The 13,901-nt window shown below is 43.5% G+C and carries 15 protein-coding genes; 8 read left to right on the forward strand and 7 right to left on the reverse strand.

All coding sequences use genetic code 11. The annotated features are described in order from the left end of the window. Nucleotides 1–381 precede the first annotated feature (381 nt). Entirely contained in the window at nucleotides 382–963 is a 582-nt protein-coding gene (locus CLI64_RS00620) for a hypothetical protein (RefSeq protein WP_225977462.1), read from the reverse strand. After that, nucleotides 932–1,531 (reverse strand): phycobiliprotein lyase, encoded by a 600-nt coding sequence (locus tag CLI64_RS00625; RefSeq protein WP_103135426.1) that lies wholly within the window; start codon nucleotides 1,529–1,531, stop codon nucleotides 932–934. Before CLI64_RS00625 ends, CLI64_RS00620 begins: the two co-directional genes overlap by 32 nt. Nucleotides 1,532–1,831: 300 nt before the next feature. Between CLI64_RS00625 and CLI64_RS00630 the strand changes: the two genes are divergently transcribed. The 8 genes from CLI64_RS00630 to CLI64_RS00660 all read left to right on the forward strand — a co-directional run bounded on the left by CLI64_RS00630 (nucleotide 1,832) and on the right by CLI64_RS00660 (nucleotide 7,889). Next, nucleotides 1,832–2,002: an NblA/ycf18 family protein gene (locus CLI64_RS00630; RefSeq protein WP_103140533.1), complete on the forward strand. Its 171-nt coding sequence runs from the start codon at nucleotides 1,832–1,834 to the stop codon at nucleotides 2,000–2,002. Nucleotides 2,003–2,239: 237 nt separating this feature from the next. After that, on the forward strand, nucleotides 2,240–2,794 hold the full coding sequence (gene cpeB / locus CLI64_RS00635) for a C-phycoerythrin subunit beta (protein ID WP_103135427.1): 555 nt from the start codon (nucleotides 2,240–2,242) through the stop codon (nucleotides 2,792–2,794). 81 nt (nucleotides 2,795–2,875) lie between these two features. After that, entirely contained in the window at nucleotides 2,876–3,370 is a 495-nt protein-coding gene (cpeA, locus tag CLI64_RS00640; RefSeq protein ID WP_103135428.1) for a C-phycoerythrin subunit alpha, read from the forward strand. 289 nt (nucleotides 3,371–3,659) lie between these two features. Next, nucleotides 3,660–4,949 carry a HEAT repeat domain-containing protein gene (locus CLI64_RS00645; protein WP_103135429.1) on the forward strand — a complete coding sequence of 430 codons (1,290 nt, stop codon included), beginning with the start codon at nucleotides 3,660–3,662 and terminating at the stop codon, nucleotides 4,947–4,949. Between the two features lie 14 nt (nucleotides 4,950–4,963). Further along, nucleotides 4,964–5,443, forward strand: coding sequence for a GNAT family N-acetyltransferase (locus CLI64_RS00650; RefSeq protein WP_103135430.1), 480 nt, complete (start codon nucleotides 4,964–4,966; stop codon nucleotides 5,441–5,443). A gap of 41 nt (nucleotides 5,444–5,484) precedes the next feature. Next, complete coding sequence (locus tag CLI64_RS00655; protein WP_103135431.1) at nucleotides 5,485–6,099, forward strand: HEAT repeat domain-containing protein; 615 nt, start codon at nucleotides 5,485–5,487, stop codon at nucleotides 6,097–6,099. Between the two features lie 306 nt (nucleotides 6,100–6,405). Next, a complete protein-coding gene (locus CLI64_RS30570; RefSeq protein WP_157943175.1) occupies nucleotides 6,406–6,558 on the forward strand; it encodes a hypothetical protein in 153 nt (50 codons plus the stop codon). 137 nt (nucleotides 6,559–6,695) lie between these two features. Then, nucleotides 6,696–7,889, forward strand: coding sequence for a class I SAM-dependent methyltransferase (locus CLI64_RS00660; protein WP_103135432.1), 1,194 nt, complete (start codon nucleotides 6,696–6,698; stop codon nucleotides 7,887–7,889). A 38-nt stretch (nucleotides 7,890–7,927) separates the two neighbouring features. Here CLI64_RS00660 and CLI64_RS00665 read toward each other — a convergent pair whose 3' ends face one another. The 5 genes from CLI64_RS00665 to CLI64_RS00685 form a co-directional block, all read right to left on the reverse strand. After that, complete coding sequence (locus tag CLI64_RS00665; protein WP_225977463.1) at nucleotides 7,928–8,155, reverse strand: hypothetical protein; 228 nt, start codon at nucleotides 8,153–8,155, stop codon at nucleotides 7,928–7,930. A 42-nt stretch (nucleotides 8,156–8,197) separates the two neighbouring features. After that, nucleotides 8,198–9,724, reverse strand: coding sequence for an iron uptake porin (locus CLI64_RS00670; protein ID WP_225977464.1), 1,527 nt, complete (start codon nucleotides 9,722–9,724; stop codon nucleotides 8,198–8,200). A gap of 75 nt (nucleotides 9,725–9,799) precedes the next feature. Further along, nucleotides 9,800–10,780, reverse strand: a complete 981-nt coding sequence (locus tag CLI64_RS00675; RefSeq protein WP_103135434.1) for a phosphotransferase — start codon at nucleotides 10,778–10,780, stop codon at nucleotides 9,800–9,802. A gap of 164 nt (nucleotides 10,781–10,944) precedes the next feature. Further along, nucleotides 10,945–12,729 (reverse strand): ABC transporter ATP-binding protein, encoded by a 1,785-nt coding sequence (locus CLI64_RS00680; protein WP_103135435.1) that lies wholly within the window; start codon nucleotides 12,727–12,729, stop codon nucleotides 10,945–10,947. Continuing rightward, nucleotides 12,730–13,899 (reverse strand): glycosyltransferase family 4 protein, encoded by a 1,170-nt coding sequence (locus CLI64_RS00685; RefSeq protein WP_103135436.1) that lies wholly within the window; start codon nucleotides 13,897–13,899, stop codon nucleotides 12,730–12,732. Nucleotides 13,900–13,901: the final 2 nt, after the last annotated feature.

Below are 13,901 nucleotides of genomic sequence, written 5' to 3' on the forward strand. Positions count from 1 at the left end.
TCTACCATCAGCAAACTTTATGGTTTCTCAAAATGTTGATTGATACAACTACCATCCACATCAGGAATCTGAAAATTTAGGATACGACTATATAGGATTTTTGCCCTTTGATTTGCGATACAAAGCAGTAATTCGTAACATTTGATCGCTCATCTTTATAAGAGGCAGGGGGCAGGTTAATAAGAGGCAGGGGGGCAGGGGGCAGGGAGAAGGGGGGACTGTAGGTACAAACAGAAATTCTCTTCTTGACGAGAGAGAGGCGAGGCTGATGCGTAGCTTGCTTCCCCTTTTGAGTGGCTTTTCTCCCCTGCGCCTCCGCAATTGCTCCACTTGGGCAAAGCCCAAGACCGCATTGCTCTCTGCTCTCTTCTCCCCTGCCTCTTATGATTCTCCTCGCCAAAACGCCAAGGGATTTTGAGTGGCACGACAATGAGGATAAAACCGCAAGTGATAATCCATACCGGATTGCCAAGCCGGAGGTGTAATACCCAATCCCAGACACAAATGAGTTAGCGATCGCGCGAATTTCTCATGATGTCCAGGTAAACCCGCATGAGCATGGGCATATTCATGTACTACCAGCAGTAACCAATCTGCTGGCAGGACTCTTCCCACATCAATTAGGATTGTCATGGGATTAGTTTTAAGGTTACAAAAACCATCAACCCCAAAGCGTTGGGCTAAAGGAGCAGCAAAAATCTGCACAGTAGGTTGCTCCCAAGGGTGAAAACAATCGTGGCAAGCCTGAAGATAGTTTTCGAGTTGTTGGTTCACCCTGTCAATATGTTGACCGATCCAAACACATATAGGGATGCGGTTATTCATATCATAAACCACATCTATCATTTCTGAGTCAAGAGCTAGACTCCTAATTCCATATAGATAATCTAGCCCTCGCGCAAATGGATCATTACTGGTGGTGATGATTAATTTATCCACCAAAGAACGAGAAATATTCTGCACGTTGAACTACATTTTCGGCTTGCTTCGCCAGCCCTTCTCCAGAAGCATCTGCAATTCGGAACTCAGTACAAAATGTAGCTGTACTAAAACCACCAAATCTTTTCACTGTACTGCTTCGCATCCGAATGCTAGAGCTAACAAACCAAAATCTTTCTACCGAACTCATCGTTTCGTATTCAGTTGTTAAAACTAAAGCATTTTCATCATCCATGTGATATTGCCCTACCACGGGGACAATTTCCGCATAGCCACGCTCTCTGAGCAGTGAACCTTGACGGGGATTATCTGCATCAGGAACTAGAGCAAATACAGTTGAACCTTCATGGTTTTCGTCTTCTCTATCCCATCCCATTGCCCCTTGCCAGGTGACATAAGCACCACCAATTGCCAATTGAGGGTCAACCTCATGGAGTTGGCAAATAGCGATTACTTGAGGATCATCAGCAGCCAAAGCTTGAACCTGGATTTCGGATTCTCCAGCTTCAGTTCTCTTAAAAGCAAGGTGGTGTGTTGTGCGTTGCGATCGCCATTTACCACTACTTAGCTGAAAAAACTCCATTGCATCCATAACTTAAAAGCAAACTCCGAACTACAAGATAACCCTATGCCTAAATATACCATTTTGTAGGGTATGGGGCATTGGGCATGGGGCATCCCTTCGGCTTCGCTCAGGGCAAGTAGGCATTGGGCATTGAGAATGAGATTTTTCCCCACACCCCTTACACCCTTACACCCTTACACCCCTAATTCCTAATCGTTTATTCGATAACGTCTAAAAATGTCTACTTGTCAAGTAGGTGTAACTTTTGTTAATCTTAGTTTCAAGGGCTAGATGAAAATTTATATTGCGAAACACAGGAGAGTAGGCATGACGGATATCCCAATGGAGCTGAATTTAGAGCAGAAATTCAACCTCAAACTGTATGAAGAACAAATAAAGGATTTAAGCAAAGAAGAATCACAAAAGTTTCTTTTGGAAGTATTGCGGCAGTTAATGGTCAAAGACAATATGATCAAACATCTTCTTAAACAGGTCTAGGTTTATCCTCTGAAATCATTCATACTTCATCGTTTCGCTGCTCACTAAAAATTTTACATAACTGCCAAATATCATCCCCTATCAGAAATACCTGATAGGGGATTGTTTGTTAAGGATTATTACTTTGTTTCTCATAACTGAGACTGAGACAGCCTTCATCTTTTATGTTCTATATTGTCTGGTTCAAGGAACAGGCAACCGAGTTTTAAAAATAACCAATATTCCAAGGAGAGCGAAATGCTTGACGCTTTTTCTAGAGCTGTAGTTTCAGCAGATGCTAGCACCTCTACCGTAAATGATATTGCTGCATTGAGAGCTTTCGTTGCTAGCGGCAACAGACGCTTGGATGCTGTAAACGCAATTGCTAGCAACGCTAGCTGCATGGTTTCCGATGCTGTTGCTGGTATGATCTGCGAAAACCAAGGTCTAATCCAAGCTGGTGGTAACTGCTATCCTAACCGTCGTATGGCTGCTTGCTTACGCGATGCTGAAATCATCCTGCGCTATGTAACCTATGCGTTGCTAGCTGGTGATGCTTCCGTATTAGATGATCGTTGCTTGAACGGTTTGAAAGAAACCTACGCAGCTTTAGGCGTACCTACCACCTCTACAGTTCGCGCCGTTCAAATCATGAAGGCTCAAGCAGTTGCTCACATCCAAGACACCCCCAGCGAAGCTCGTGCAGGTGCTAAATTACGCAAAATGGGTACTCCCGTTGTAGAAGATCGTTGCGCTAGCTTGGTTGCTGAAGCTTCCAGCTACTTCGATCGCGTCATCTCTGCTTTGAGCTAATTAATTGCAAAATAGCAATTAACTCATAAGTATTGATATCCAACACCATTTAAATTCAAAGCCTTTCGGGAGATTTAAGAAATGAAATCAGTTGTTACCACCGTTATTGCATCTGCTGATGCTGCTGGTCGTTTCCCCAGCACCTCTGATTTAGAATCCGTACAAGGTTCTATCCAACGTGCTGCTGCTCGTTTGGAAGCTGCTGAAAAGCTAGCTGGAAACCTTGATGCAGTTGCAACCGAAGCTTACAACGCTTGCATCAAAAAATATCCTTACTTAAACAACGCTGGAGAAGCTAACTCCACCGACACATTCAAAGCTAAGTGCTTACGCGACATCAAACACTACCTCCGCCTCATTCAATACAGCTTGGTAGTTGGTGGTACAGGCCCATTGGATGAGTGGGGTATTGCTGGTCAACGTGAAGTTTATCGCGCTTTAGGCCTACCCACCGCTCCCTACGTTGAAGCTTTAAGCTTTGCTCGTAACCGTGGTTGCGCTCCTCGCGATATGTCTGCTCAAGCATTAACCGAGTACAATGCACTCCTCGACTACGCTATCAACTCTCTGTCATAAGTTAAGTTAATTAGCTAACTTGTGATTTGGTGATTCGGGTACTTGTTACCCTTGCAAACCTAGAGGTTCTTCGCTCTTTGCTTTGCCTGTAAAGGTTGAGTAATGGCAAATAATCTCTGGGTTTGTTTTGTTTGGGGATTGGGGACTGGGGATTGGGCATAGGGCATAGGGCATGGGGCATGGGGACAAGGTAGATAAGGTAGCAAGTGAGAAAAAACTGTTGACTATGGACTGTTGACTATGGACTAATGACTAATGACTAATGACTAATGACTAATAACTAATAACTATGGATAAACGTTTTTTTAATTTATTTAATCTCACAGAAGAACAGGCGATCGCACTTTTAGATACTCCTTTAGACCAATTAAGTGAGGATGATTCGCGGTATGTGGCGGCGGCTCATTTGGTAAACTTTCCCACGGAACAGTCAATTAATGCACTGATTCGGGCTGTGCAGCAAACTGACCCTAGTTTAGATAATCGCATTGTGCGCCGGAAATCAGTGGAAACTTTGGGGCGGCTCAAAGCTACTGCGGCTTTACCTATAATTCGCACTTGTTTGAGTGATGATGATTGCTACACAGTGGAAAATGCTGTGTGGGCGATTGGAGAAATCGGTACAGATGACCTTGATTTATTAGAAGAAGTAGCGCAGTTACTAGAAAAACCAGGGCAAACCTATAGAGTAATAATTCATACACTGACTAAATTTAATTATCAACCTGCTTTAGAAAGAATTCGCAAATTTGTGGATGATCATGATCCACCTACCGCTAGTGCAGCGATCGCGGGAGTTTGTCGTCTGACTCAAGACTATTCTCAGATGAATAAGGTTGTAGCGATGTTACGACACTCCAATGTTTTGGGGCGGCGGTTATCTATCCAAGATTTGATGGATGCGCGTTACTATGATGCCATCCCTAATATTGCTAGATGTCCAGTTTCCCTGGTGTTTCGGTTACGGGGCATTAGAACTTTAGCAGAAGCGGGAATTGCTAGCGGGGCAATTACATTTACTACCATTCAACCCCATTTAGAACAAACATTATACGACCATCCCCAAAGTTTAGATTTAGTCCATAGTTATAATCAACTACCAGAATTGTCAGTTTTAATACGTGGATTATACGAGACTGACTTTGGACGTTGCTATTTAGCCAGCAAAACTATTTTGGAACATTACGCCGAGGCTGCACCGGAGGCTTTATTTGCTACCTATGCCGCAGAAGCTAGTAATGATTATGGGGCGCACTTCCATGTGGTGAAACTATTTGGCTGGTTGAAACATCACCCAGCTTATGATTTACTGATGGAAGCCTTGCATAACAAACAACCACAGTTTCAAAAATCACGGGCGGCGGCGGCGATCGCGCTTGGTGAACTAGGTGATTCACGGGCAATTCCCGAACTGAAAGCCTGTCTCGAAACTAAAATCTGGGATTTAAAGTATGCAGCTTTGATGTCACTGGAAAAACTGGGCGATACCACTGCACACCAACAAGCAGCACAAGATAGTGATTGGTTGGTTGCAGCCAAAGCTTTAATCACCTTAGAAAACCAAGAAAAGACAGCCTAACTAATCCCCAATTTATGGATGCTATCAGCTTTAGAGAAGCTAACATCGATGATGATGCAACTATTGCGCGGCATTTTTTCCAGCTATGGCTTGATAATGGTGTTGCGGAAGCATCCATTCAAGCTAATTGGCTAGAAACAACTGTGCAATTTATTGATCATGCTAGACAGACACTAGCTTACACAGCCTTTCTAGCAGAAATAAACGGAAACATTGTTGCTTCCGCAGGATGTCAACTATTTGCTGGATTGTATCCCCATGTTCTCACCCAACAGCAAAGAAAATATGGATACATTTGGGGAGTTTATGTAGAGCCAGAATATCGTCAGCAAGGAATTGCTAAATCACTCACAAAAATGGCGATCGCCCATCTCCAATCCCTCAATTGCACTAGCGCAATTCTCCATGCTTCTCCTGCTGGACAGCCAATTTATAGTAGTTTGGGATTTAAACCCAGCAATGAAATGCGCTTAGATATTGCTTGCAATTCCTAAATATTCAATCTGAATTTACCTTGATTTTTTAATTAAAAACCATGACTACAGAAGAACTATTTCAACAACTAAAACACCCCAACCCACACCTAAGAGATCAAGCAATGTGGGCGTTAGCTGAAAATCCAGACGCAACCGTCATTCCCAGATTAATGAGTATTCTGGATGAGGACGACACCACCTATAGACGGGCGGCTGTCAAAGCCTTGGGTGCGATCGGCCCTGATGCGGTAACTCCTTTAGTTGAGGCGTTGCTGAATAGTGAAAACGTGACTGTGCGGGGAAGTGCAGCTAAAGCATTGGCGCAAGTCGCTATTAATCATCCTGATGTTCCCTTTGCAGAAGCAGGTGTCCAAGGTTTAAAGACTGCTCTCAATGATCCTAATCCTGTAGTGCATATTGCGGCGGTGATGGCCTTGGGTGAAATCGGTTCTCCTGTTGTGGATGTTTTGATTGAAGCCTTGCAAACCACCGATAACCCAGCCTTGGGAATCTCTCTGGTAAATGCTTTAGCCTCCATTGGCGATCCTAAAGCGGTTGATGTGCTGAAATCCGTAATTGAGAATGAATCAACCGATTCTTATGTGCGTGAGTCTGCTACTAGTGCTTTGTCTCGCGCAGAAATGACAGCCAAGTTTCAACGGGGCGAGAGATAATGACCAGAAGAGGCAGGGGAGCAGGGAGCAAGGGGGACAGCTTTTAAGAGCCAACAGGGATTCAAGCACCATTATTTATGTATGCTCGAAAGTAAAAATATTTATTTCAAGGCGCGTCAGCGCGAGTAATACATTCTTATTTCAAGCCCCTACATTTATGTATGGTGTTCTTCCCCCCTGCCCCCTGCACCCTGCCCCATGTCCTCCTTGTTGACTGTTGACTTTGCAAAACAACTTGGCGGGGAAATCTCGATGGTTTGTAAAATGTAACAATAACCTATAAAAATTTACATTCTTCTCATCATCGTGAAACCCCAAACCGATAACCATCAACCCCAACCCGACACCAATCAACATATCGCACCAGACACAGAAAAAATTCTCTGTCCTCATTGTCAGCGCACAGCCACCAACGGCATCAAATGCAAAGGAATTTGTGTAGCTGACAGTGACTATTAGGGACTTCCAGAAAATAAATCATCTAATTTCCAAGAGCGAATATTTTAATTTTTCCCCCTGCACCCTGCCCCCTGCCCCCTTGCCTACACAGTGATAGTATATTTTTTTAGTCGGAACTCTCTTACCGTTCTCCAGCCATGTCAGATTCCCAAACCATTAGTGCAGCAGTTGCCAAACTCTACAATACCTATCCATTCCCGCCAGAACCTTTATTAGATGAACCACCTCCTGGTTATAACTGGCGATGGAATTGGTTAGCGGCGTATAACTTCTGCACTGGACAAAAACCTACTCGCCAAAATGTCCGCATTTTAGATGCAGGTTGTGGGACAGGGGTAGGAACAGAATATTTAGTACATCTCAATCCAGAAGCGTCTGTTGTCGGCATTGATTTGAGTTCAGGCGCGCTAGCAGTCGCTAAAGAACGTTGTCAAAAATCAGGAGCGACGGGGGTAGAATTTCATCACCTGAGTTTGTTTGATGTGGAACAACTTCCTGGTGAGTTTGATTTGATTAACTGTGTGGGAGTCTTGCATCATACACCTGATCCAATTCGGGGGATTCAAGCTTTAGCCAAGAAGTTAGCCCCTGGTGGGATTATGCACATTTTTGTGTATGGTGAGTTGGGACGCTGGGAAATTAAATTAATGCAAGAAGCGATCGCTCTTATTCAAGGAGATAAGCGGGGCGATTATACTGATGGTGTAGCCGTAGGACGAAAATTATTTGCAACGCTCCCAGAAGATAACCGCCTGCGGAAACGAGAACAAGAACGTTGGTCATGGGAAAATCAACGGGATGGCTACTTTGCTGATATGTATGTCCATCCCCAAGAAATTGATTACAACGTCAACACATTATTTGAATTGATTGATGCGTCAGGATTAGAGTTTATCGGTTTTTCTAATCCCCAAATTTGGAATTTAGAACGATTAATTGGTCAAGCACCAGAGTTAATTGAACGGGCAAAATCATTAAGCGATCGCCAATTATATCGCTTGATTGAAGTCCTAGATCCCTCATCCATCACCCACTACGAATTTTTCTTAGGACGTAGCCCCGTTATTAGAGAAGATTGGACATCAGATACTAAATTATTGTCGGCTATACCTGAGCCTAGTCCTTGTATTCAAGGATGGCAAGATAGCAAGCAATTTTTCAATCACGATTATCAAGTGGTGAATGTCACTGAGTCAGCATGGCAGTTTCTTTTAGCTTGTGATGGGAAACAGACCACACAGGAAATCTTACAATCAGTCAATGCTAGCTTAGATGATGTGCGATCGCTCCAGAAGCAGCAAATTATTCTTCTGACTCCGAGTGAGGAATAAAACCGGAGGAGTAGGGGAAGCAGGGGGAAGAAATTTGATCAAGTAGAAATGCTTAAGTTTCTCTGTTTTGTCTTCTTTGCAGCAACATCTGTCTTCCCTGTAGCAGCTTCCGCTTTCGCATTTCCGTGTATCGCGTAGTCTGTAGCAGCTTCCGCCTTCACATTTCCGTATATCGCGTAGTCTGTAACAACATCTGCTTTCCCTGTAGCAGCTTCCGCTTTCGCATTTCCGTGTATCGCGTAGTCTGTAGCAGCTTCCGCCTTCACGTTTGCGTATATTGCGTAGTCTGTAACAACCTCAGTGTTAACTTAGAAGGTAAATGTTGTCCGAAATGTGCCAACGTAAATGTTGTTATTACTATTATTATGTTCTGGATTTGTGATAACAAATAATCCTGGAGTGATTGCCACGTTATCTGTGATTTGCCAATGATAAAAACCTTCGAGATGTAAAGATGTAGCTTTATCTTCAAAGGCTTTACCGAAACTATTATGAGTTACTTTCGGCGGTTGACCAAGCACAAATCCGGCAAAACTTCCTTCTTTTCCTATATCTCTAAGAGTTAGAAGTAACGCCCATGTGGAGATAGTCGCATTGGGAGTTGTCGGTAAATCTTTAGCTGTGGCATTAATCACACCAACTCGCCCACCGAGACTGATAGTTGGGTTAATTTGCCAAGCTGCTTCTGCACCAAAGGAATGAGCTATAATTGCATCCGCCTGATCATCAAAAGGATTGTTAGTTAATTCGCTGCCAGTTCCAGTCTTTACATTATTGTAAGAATGGATGTAGGTAAGACTAAGTGATGTGTTTTTGGTAGGTTCGAGGGTGAGTTGAGCGATCGCGCCATAAGGACTAGCAAAAACTCCCGTCTCTGGATTAGCTGCATTATTAGTGACATATCCCAATGATAAATTCACGGAGTCACTTAAATGATGAGAAATACCCACACCCGCACCACCACCTTGACGGCGAATCGGATTTTCTCGTCCAAAGGTAGAAATTGAACCGTCTCCGCTACCGCTAAATAGAGGGTTAACACTAGGGACAAAATCACCTAAACCTCCTCCTAGTGCGTAAAAAGTGAGGCGGGTTTGTTTGCTGAGGGTGAATTTATAATCTATCTCATCGATTTCCAACTCATTATCATCGTCACCATCAAATCCCAAATTAGCCATTTTAGTATCGGTAAAATCTGCTAATTCTGGTGTGTTGCGTCCTTGGAGGCGGATTTGTAGTTTGTCTTTACCTGTAAAACTAGTTTCTAAACTAAGACGAACGCGATCGCTTAATACTAAATTCTCATTGATTGGTTTGGTTTTACTGTTGGCTTTCCTTCCACCAGCAATTCCAGTCACAGCAAAGATAATCTCTCCCTCTAACTCAACTTGGGGTGAAAATTGTTGTGCTTGTAAAGTAGCCACCTTGTTGTCTAGGAGAGTAACACGATTTCTAAACGTTAACAATTCTGCGGCAAATTCTGATTTTAATGTTTGAATTGCACTTAATGTTTCTCTGTCAATTGTCGTGATTTTTTCCTGATTGATTAGCTCATTTATTTGCATGATGCAAGCATTGAGTTTGGCAGCAAATTCATATCTAGTCAGCGTTTGATTGTTTGTATCGATATCATGACTAGCACAATTATATTGTTCAATTAATGATTGCAGTGTTTGCAATTTCCAACTTTTTGCATTCACATCAGACAATTGATCAACTGCTGTGATGTTGTTTAATGGATTATTATTGCTTACAGATGGGATAGTTTTTGCACTTGCTTTAGTCGCGCTCAAAGTGAGTAAAACCATCCAAACAATCAAGTGAATTTTTCGCACGATAATTGAACCTATCAACACTATTCCCTGAAAACAATCAACTAGAATATCAAAATCTATAATTACAAATGCGAACTATAAATCACTAATTATCTTGAGGCGTTGTTCGCATAAATTTAATAATACTTCAGTAAAAGGAAGACGTTCTGGGAATTGGCTACTGATATAAATATGTCTGACTAAAGTGAGAGTGATGTAGTCTTGAATTGCGGGTAAAAATTCCTTGCCTGCTAGTTGTAAAAATCTTGTAATGAGAGCATTTTCATAATTTTGCAACACTTGGAAGTTACCAAAGGTACGCAGACTATATTCTTGAATATGAGCGATGAAATTACCAATATCAAGTGCTGGATTACCTGCACAATATAAATCCAAGTCAAGGAGATATAAACGAGAATTATTAACAATCACTTGATCAGGATAAAAATCACGATGAATACCACAACGTTTTGCCTCTGGTGTGTTTGCCCCTAAATTATCGCTAGCCGCTAATATCCGTTCTAAACGAGTTTGCCATTGTGGATATTGTTGCATGACCAATGGAATACGCTCATGCAAAATTCGCAGTTCATCAGACATAGTATGAGAACGACGGGGAGGAATATTAGCTTGGTGCAACTTATGAGCAGCTTCAGCAATAAGTTGAGCCGGAAAAATACCGTTATTTCTTGAGAGGAATTGAGTAGAAATTTCCCCCTCAACCTGACGCTGTAACCACATTTGCCATTCAGGAATTATCCCCACAGGTTCAGGTACAGAAATTCCATCAGAACTATCATCACCAAATCCCGATTCCCACAGAGACTTCTGCAACTCATAACTATAAAAATCCGTCCCCTTAGCTCGCACCTTCCCAATTAATCTAATCACTTCCCCAACATCATTAATCAACACATACTCAATCAAACAACGCCGCCCCAACTTATGACGAATCACCCGCACATTCTGCACACGACAATTTTTAGCGATCGCCAAACACTCTCTAAAACACTCCTCCACCCGCACCCGATCCAGCGCATCCCCCAAAAAACCCATCTTCTCATCACAAAAACCCATACTCCGCGTACCTTTGCGCCCCTTTGCGTTAAAAAATTCTTATCTCTCTAAGGGACTTCCAGAAAATAAACTATCCAAATTTATATTCTTCAAAACAACTGTCTTGCCCCCTGCCCCCTTGCCATCAAAGTGATAGTATATTTTTTTAATTGGAAGTCCCTAACCTAAACCCTCAAAGAAGCCTGCACCTCATACAAAGCCGCATACCGCCCATTTTTGTGCATCAACTCCCGATGAGAACCCTGTTCAACAACCCGCCCATGTTCCAGATAGACAATCACATCTGCACGAGTAGCAAAATCCAGATCATGAGTAATCACAAAAGTTGTCTTATTCCGTGACAAACGTTGTAGCGCATCAATCACAGCCTTCTCATTTACCTTATCTAGCCCCGTAGTCGGCTCATCTAAAATCAGAATAGGAGCTTGACGAATAGCAGCACGAGCGATCGCAATTCGTTGTCGTTGTCCCCCCGAAAGCGTCGCCCCTCTTTCCCCCACCAGGGTATCGTATCCTTGGGGTAAAGCTTGGATAAAATCATGAGCATGAGCCAAACGCGCCGCCGCTTCGATTTCCGCATCAGACACCCCAGCCACCCCGTAAGCAATGTTTTCGCGGATACTGGCAGCAAATAACAGACTATCTTGCAAAACTACACTAATTTGGGGACGTAATGAAGCCAATGTATATTCTCGAATATCCCACCCATCAATCATGATGCGCCCAGAGGTAGGCTCATACAGCCGTAATAAAAGACTGACTAACGTAGATTTTCCACCGCCAGAAGTCCCGACAATTGCGACTTTTTGTCCTGGTGCAATATCTAAATTAATATCTTGCAGTATCCCTTGTCCTGATTCATAACCAAAGTGGACATGATCAAAACGGATTGCTCCTCGGAAAATCGGCGCAGGGATAGCATTTGGTAAATCCCGTATCTCTGGTTGTTGATTTAATACATCTAAAATACGTTCGCTAGAAGCCGCAGCTTTAGCAAGCCTTCCGGTGTACTTAGCGAAGTTCTGCACCGGCTTAAAGGCGTTCTTCAGGTAGGTAAGGAATATGAGTACATCCCCAGGGGTTAAGGCATCTCTTAGAGCCAGCCAAGAGCCGTACCATAAAACGATCGCAGTTCCCAAGGCAATTACCCCGTCTACAGTACGTTCCAAGTGAGCCGCTAGGCGTTGAGTTTTGACACTTTCTTGAAGACTGCGGTGATTTAATTGAGCAAACACCTGTGCAAAAGCATCCTGTAGAGACAAAGCTTTGACTAACTTAATGGCTGCAATTGATTCCGCAGCCGTCGCCGCCACAGCCCCTTCCTGTTGACGTTGCTTGAGTGAGGAGTCTTTAATGCGTCGGCTGAGTCGGTTTGTTACGAGCCAAAATAACGGGAGTGTGATCAATGACAGGAAAGTTAGGCTAAGATTCATCCAAAACATTACCCCAATCATCCCCACAAGAGAAAGAATGCTGACTAATAGGGGTAATGCTGCCGTAATCATAATTTCTTGGAGACGGCTAGCATCACTACTAACACGGATAATTAAATCACCGCTACGGGCTTTGGTGTGGTAAGCCAAAGATAAATCTTGGAGGTGACAGTATAAACGATTACGAACTTTTGCCATGACTCGGCTACTGACTGTAGCGAGTCCCACGGTACTACCATAGGCGGCAAAGGCGCGTAAGCCCGTAATTATTAAGACAGCAACGGCGGAGAATGTCAGTAATGTGATAGGTTCGAGACGCGCAATTACAGGTAGAGTATTTAACTTATCACCGCGCAGGAGAACATAATCAAAGACAAACTTTAAAGGCCAAGGTTCTAACACCCGCAAGCCCACATCCGCAACTAAAGCGATCGCAGAAAGCAAAAGTAGTCCATAATGGGGACGAATATCACGCCAGAAATAAACCAACACTCCCCACAAACTTGCTTTTGGCATTTAGGGTTTCACCTCCATGAGTAATGGAGAATCTAAACCAGCTATTTCGATAATTTGGTGAGCGATCGCATCCCAAGTATGATGAGTAATGACCGTGTTTCGTGCAGCTTTTCCTAAATTATGCCGGAGATGAGGCGATCGCCATAATATTTCTAATGTCTCAGCTACAGCGATCGCATCACCAGGAGGGCAGAGCATACCATTCACCCCATGCTCAATTAAATCAGTTAATTGTCCAATCTGACTAACAACCACAGGTAAACCAGCCGCCATATATTCATACACCTTCAACGGCGAGAAATAAAAATCTGATTGGGCGGCGTAGGGTGCGACAGCCACAGTCATTGCGGCTAATAATTGCGGTACTGCTTCAGGATTTACCGCACCTGTGAATTGAGTGTGAGTATCTAATCCCCGTGCAGCTAATTCCGCCTCTAGATTTTCCCGTTCCGGGCCATCACCCACAATTAACAACTTAGCCTGGGGAACACGTTGATGTAGTAAACTAAAAGCCTCCGTCAGAATGGGCAATCCATGCCAAGGCTTTAAACTCCCGACAAATCCCACCGTAAAATCATCTGATTGACTTACCGCAGCCAGACTAGAAAACCGACGAGGATTGACACCATTAGGGATGACATAAATTTTGCTCTCATCCACATAATTCATCAAGTAACTTTTCACCGCCTCAGAAACCGCAATCAAAGCGGTAGCAGCAGAAAACACCCGACGCGCCACCGCTTCCGCCCCATCTCGATCAATCAAACCCCGATGCTGTGCCTGTTCTAAAATTAAAGGTGAATTTACCTCCAACAACCCAGGAACACCCATATCCTGAGCCAATTCCATCGCCCCATAACTCCAGAGAGAATAACGCTCATAAACCAAATCAAAAGGTGCAGACTTCTCCAAACTTAAACGTAAATCAGGATTCATCCCCAAAGCCACCTGCTCACGCATCCCCCGTTCCAACTTAGGAACAGGTGGAAGTTGATGCACCACCACATCACTCAAATCCGTCGGTAACTTTCCCCCCAACCGAGTAGCAAACAAATCCACCCGTACACCTTGCCCCTTTAAACCCCGCATCACCTCCTGCACATGAATAGAACAACCCTTCTGCCCAAAAACAGGAATCCCCGCATCAGCACAAACATAAGCAACTCTCACCC

Source organism: Nostoc sp. CENA543, assembly GCF_002896875.1.
Classification (GTDB): domain Bacteria; phylum Cyanobacteriota; class Cyanobacteriia; order Cyanobacteriales; family Nostocaceae; genus Trichormus.

Coding starts and splice junctions, on each gene's coding strand:
- CLI64_RS00655 (WP_103135431.1), top strand. CDS start 5,485: ATGACTACAGAAGAACTATTTCAACAACTAAAACACCCCAACCCACAC.
- cpeA (WP_103135428.1), top strand. CDS start 2,876: ATGAAATCAGTTGTTACCACCGTTATTGCATCTGCTGATGCTGCTGGT.
- CLI64_RS00645 (WP_103135429.1), top strand. CDS start 3,660: ATGGATAAACGTTTTTTTAATTTATTTAATCTCACAGAAGAACAGGCG.
- CLI64_RS00650 (WP_103135430.1), top strand. CDS start 4,964: ATGGATGCTATCAGCTTTAGAGAAGCTAACATCGATGATGATGCAACT.
- CLI64_RS00630 (WP_103140533.1), top strand. CDS start 1,832: ATGACGGATATCCCAATGGAGCTGAATTTAGAGCAGAAATTCAACCTC.
- CLI64_RS00660 (WP_103135432.1), top strand. CDS start 6,696: ATGTCAGATTCCCAAACCATTAGTGCAGCAGTTGCCAAACTCTACAAT.
- cpeB (WP_103135427.1), top strand. CDS start 2,240: ATGCTTGACGCTTTTTCTAGAGCTGTAGTTTCAGCAGATGCTAGCACC.
- CLI64_RS00625 (WP_103135426.1), bottom strand. CDS start 1,531: ATGGATGCAATGGAGTTTTTTCAGCTAAGTAGTGGTAAATGGCGATCG.
- CLI64_RS00675 (WP_103135434.1), bottom strand. CDS start 10,780: ATGGGTTTTTGTGATGAGAAGATGGGTTTTTTGGGGGATGCGCTGGAT.
- CLI64_RS00680 (WP_103135435.1), bottom strand. CDS start 12,729: ATGCCAAAAGCAAGTTTGTGGGGAGTGTTGGTTTATTTCTGGCGTGAT.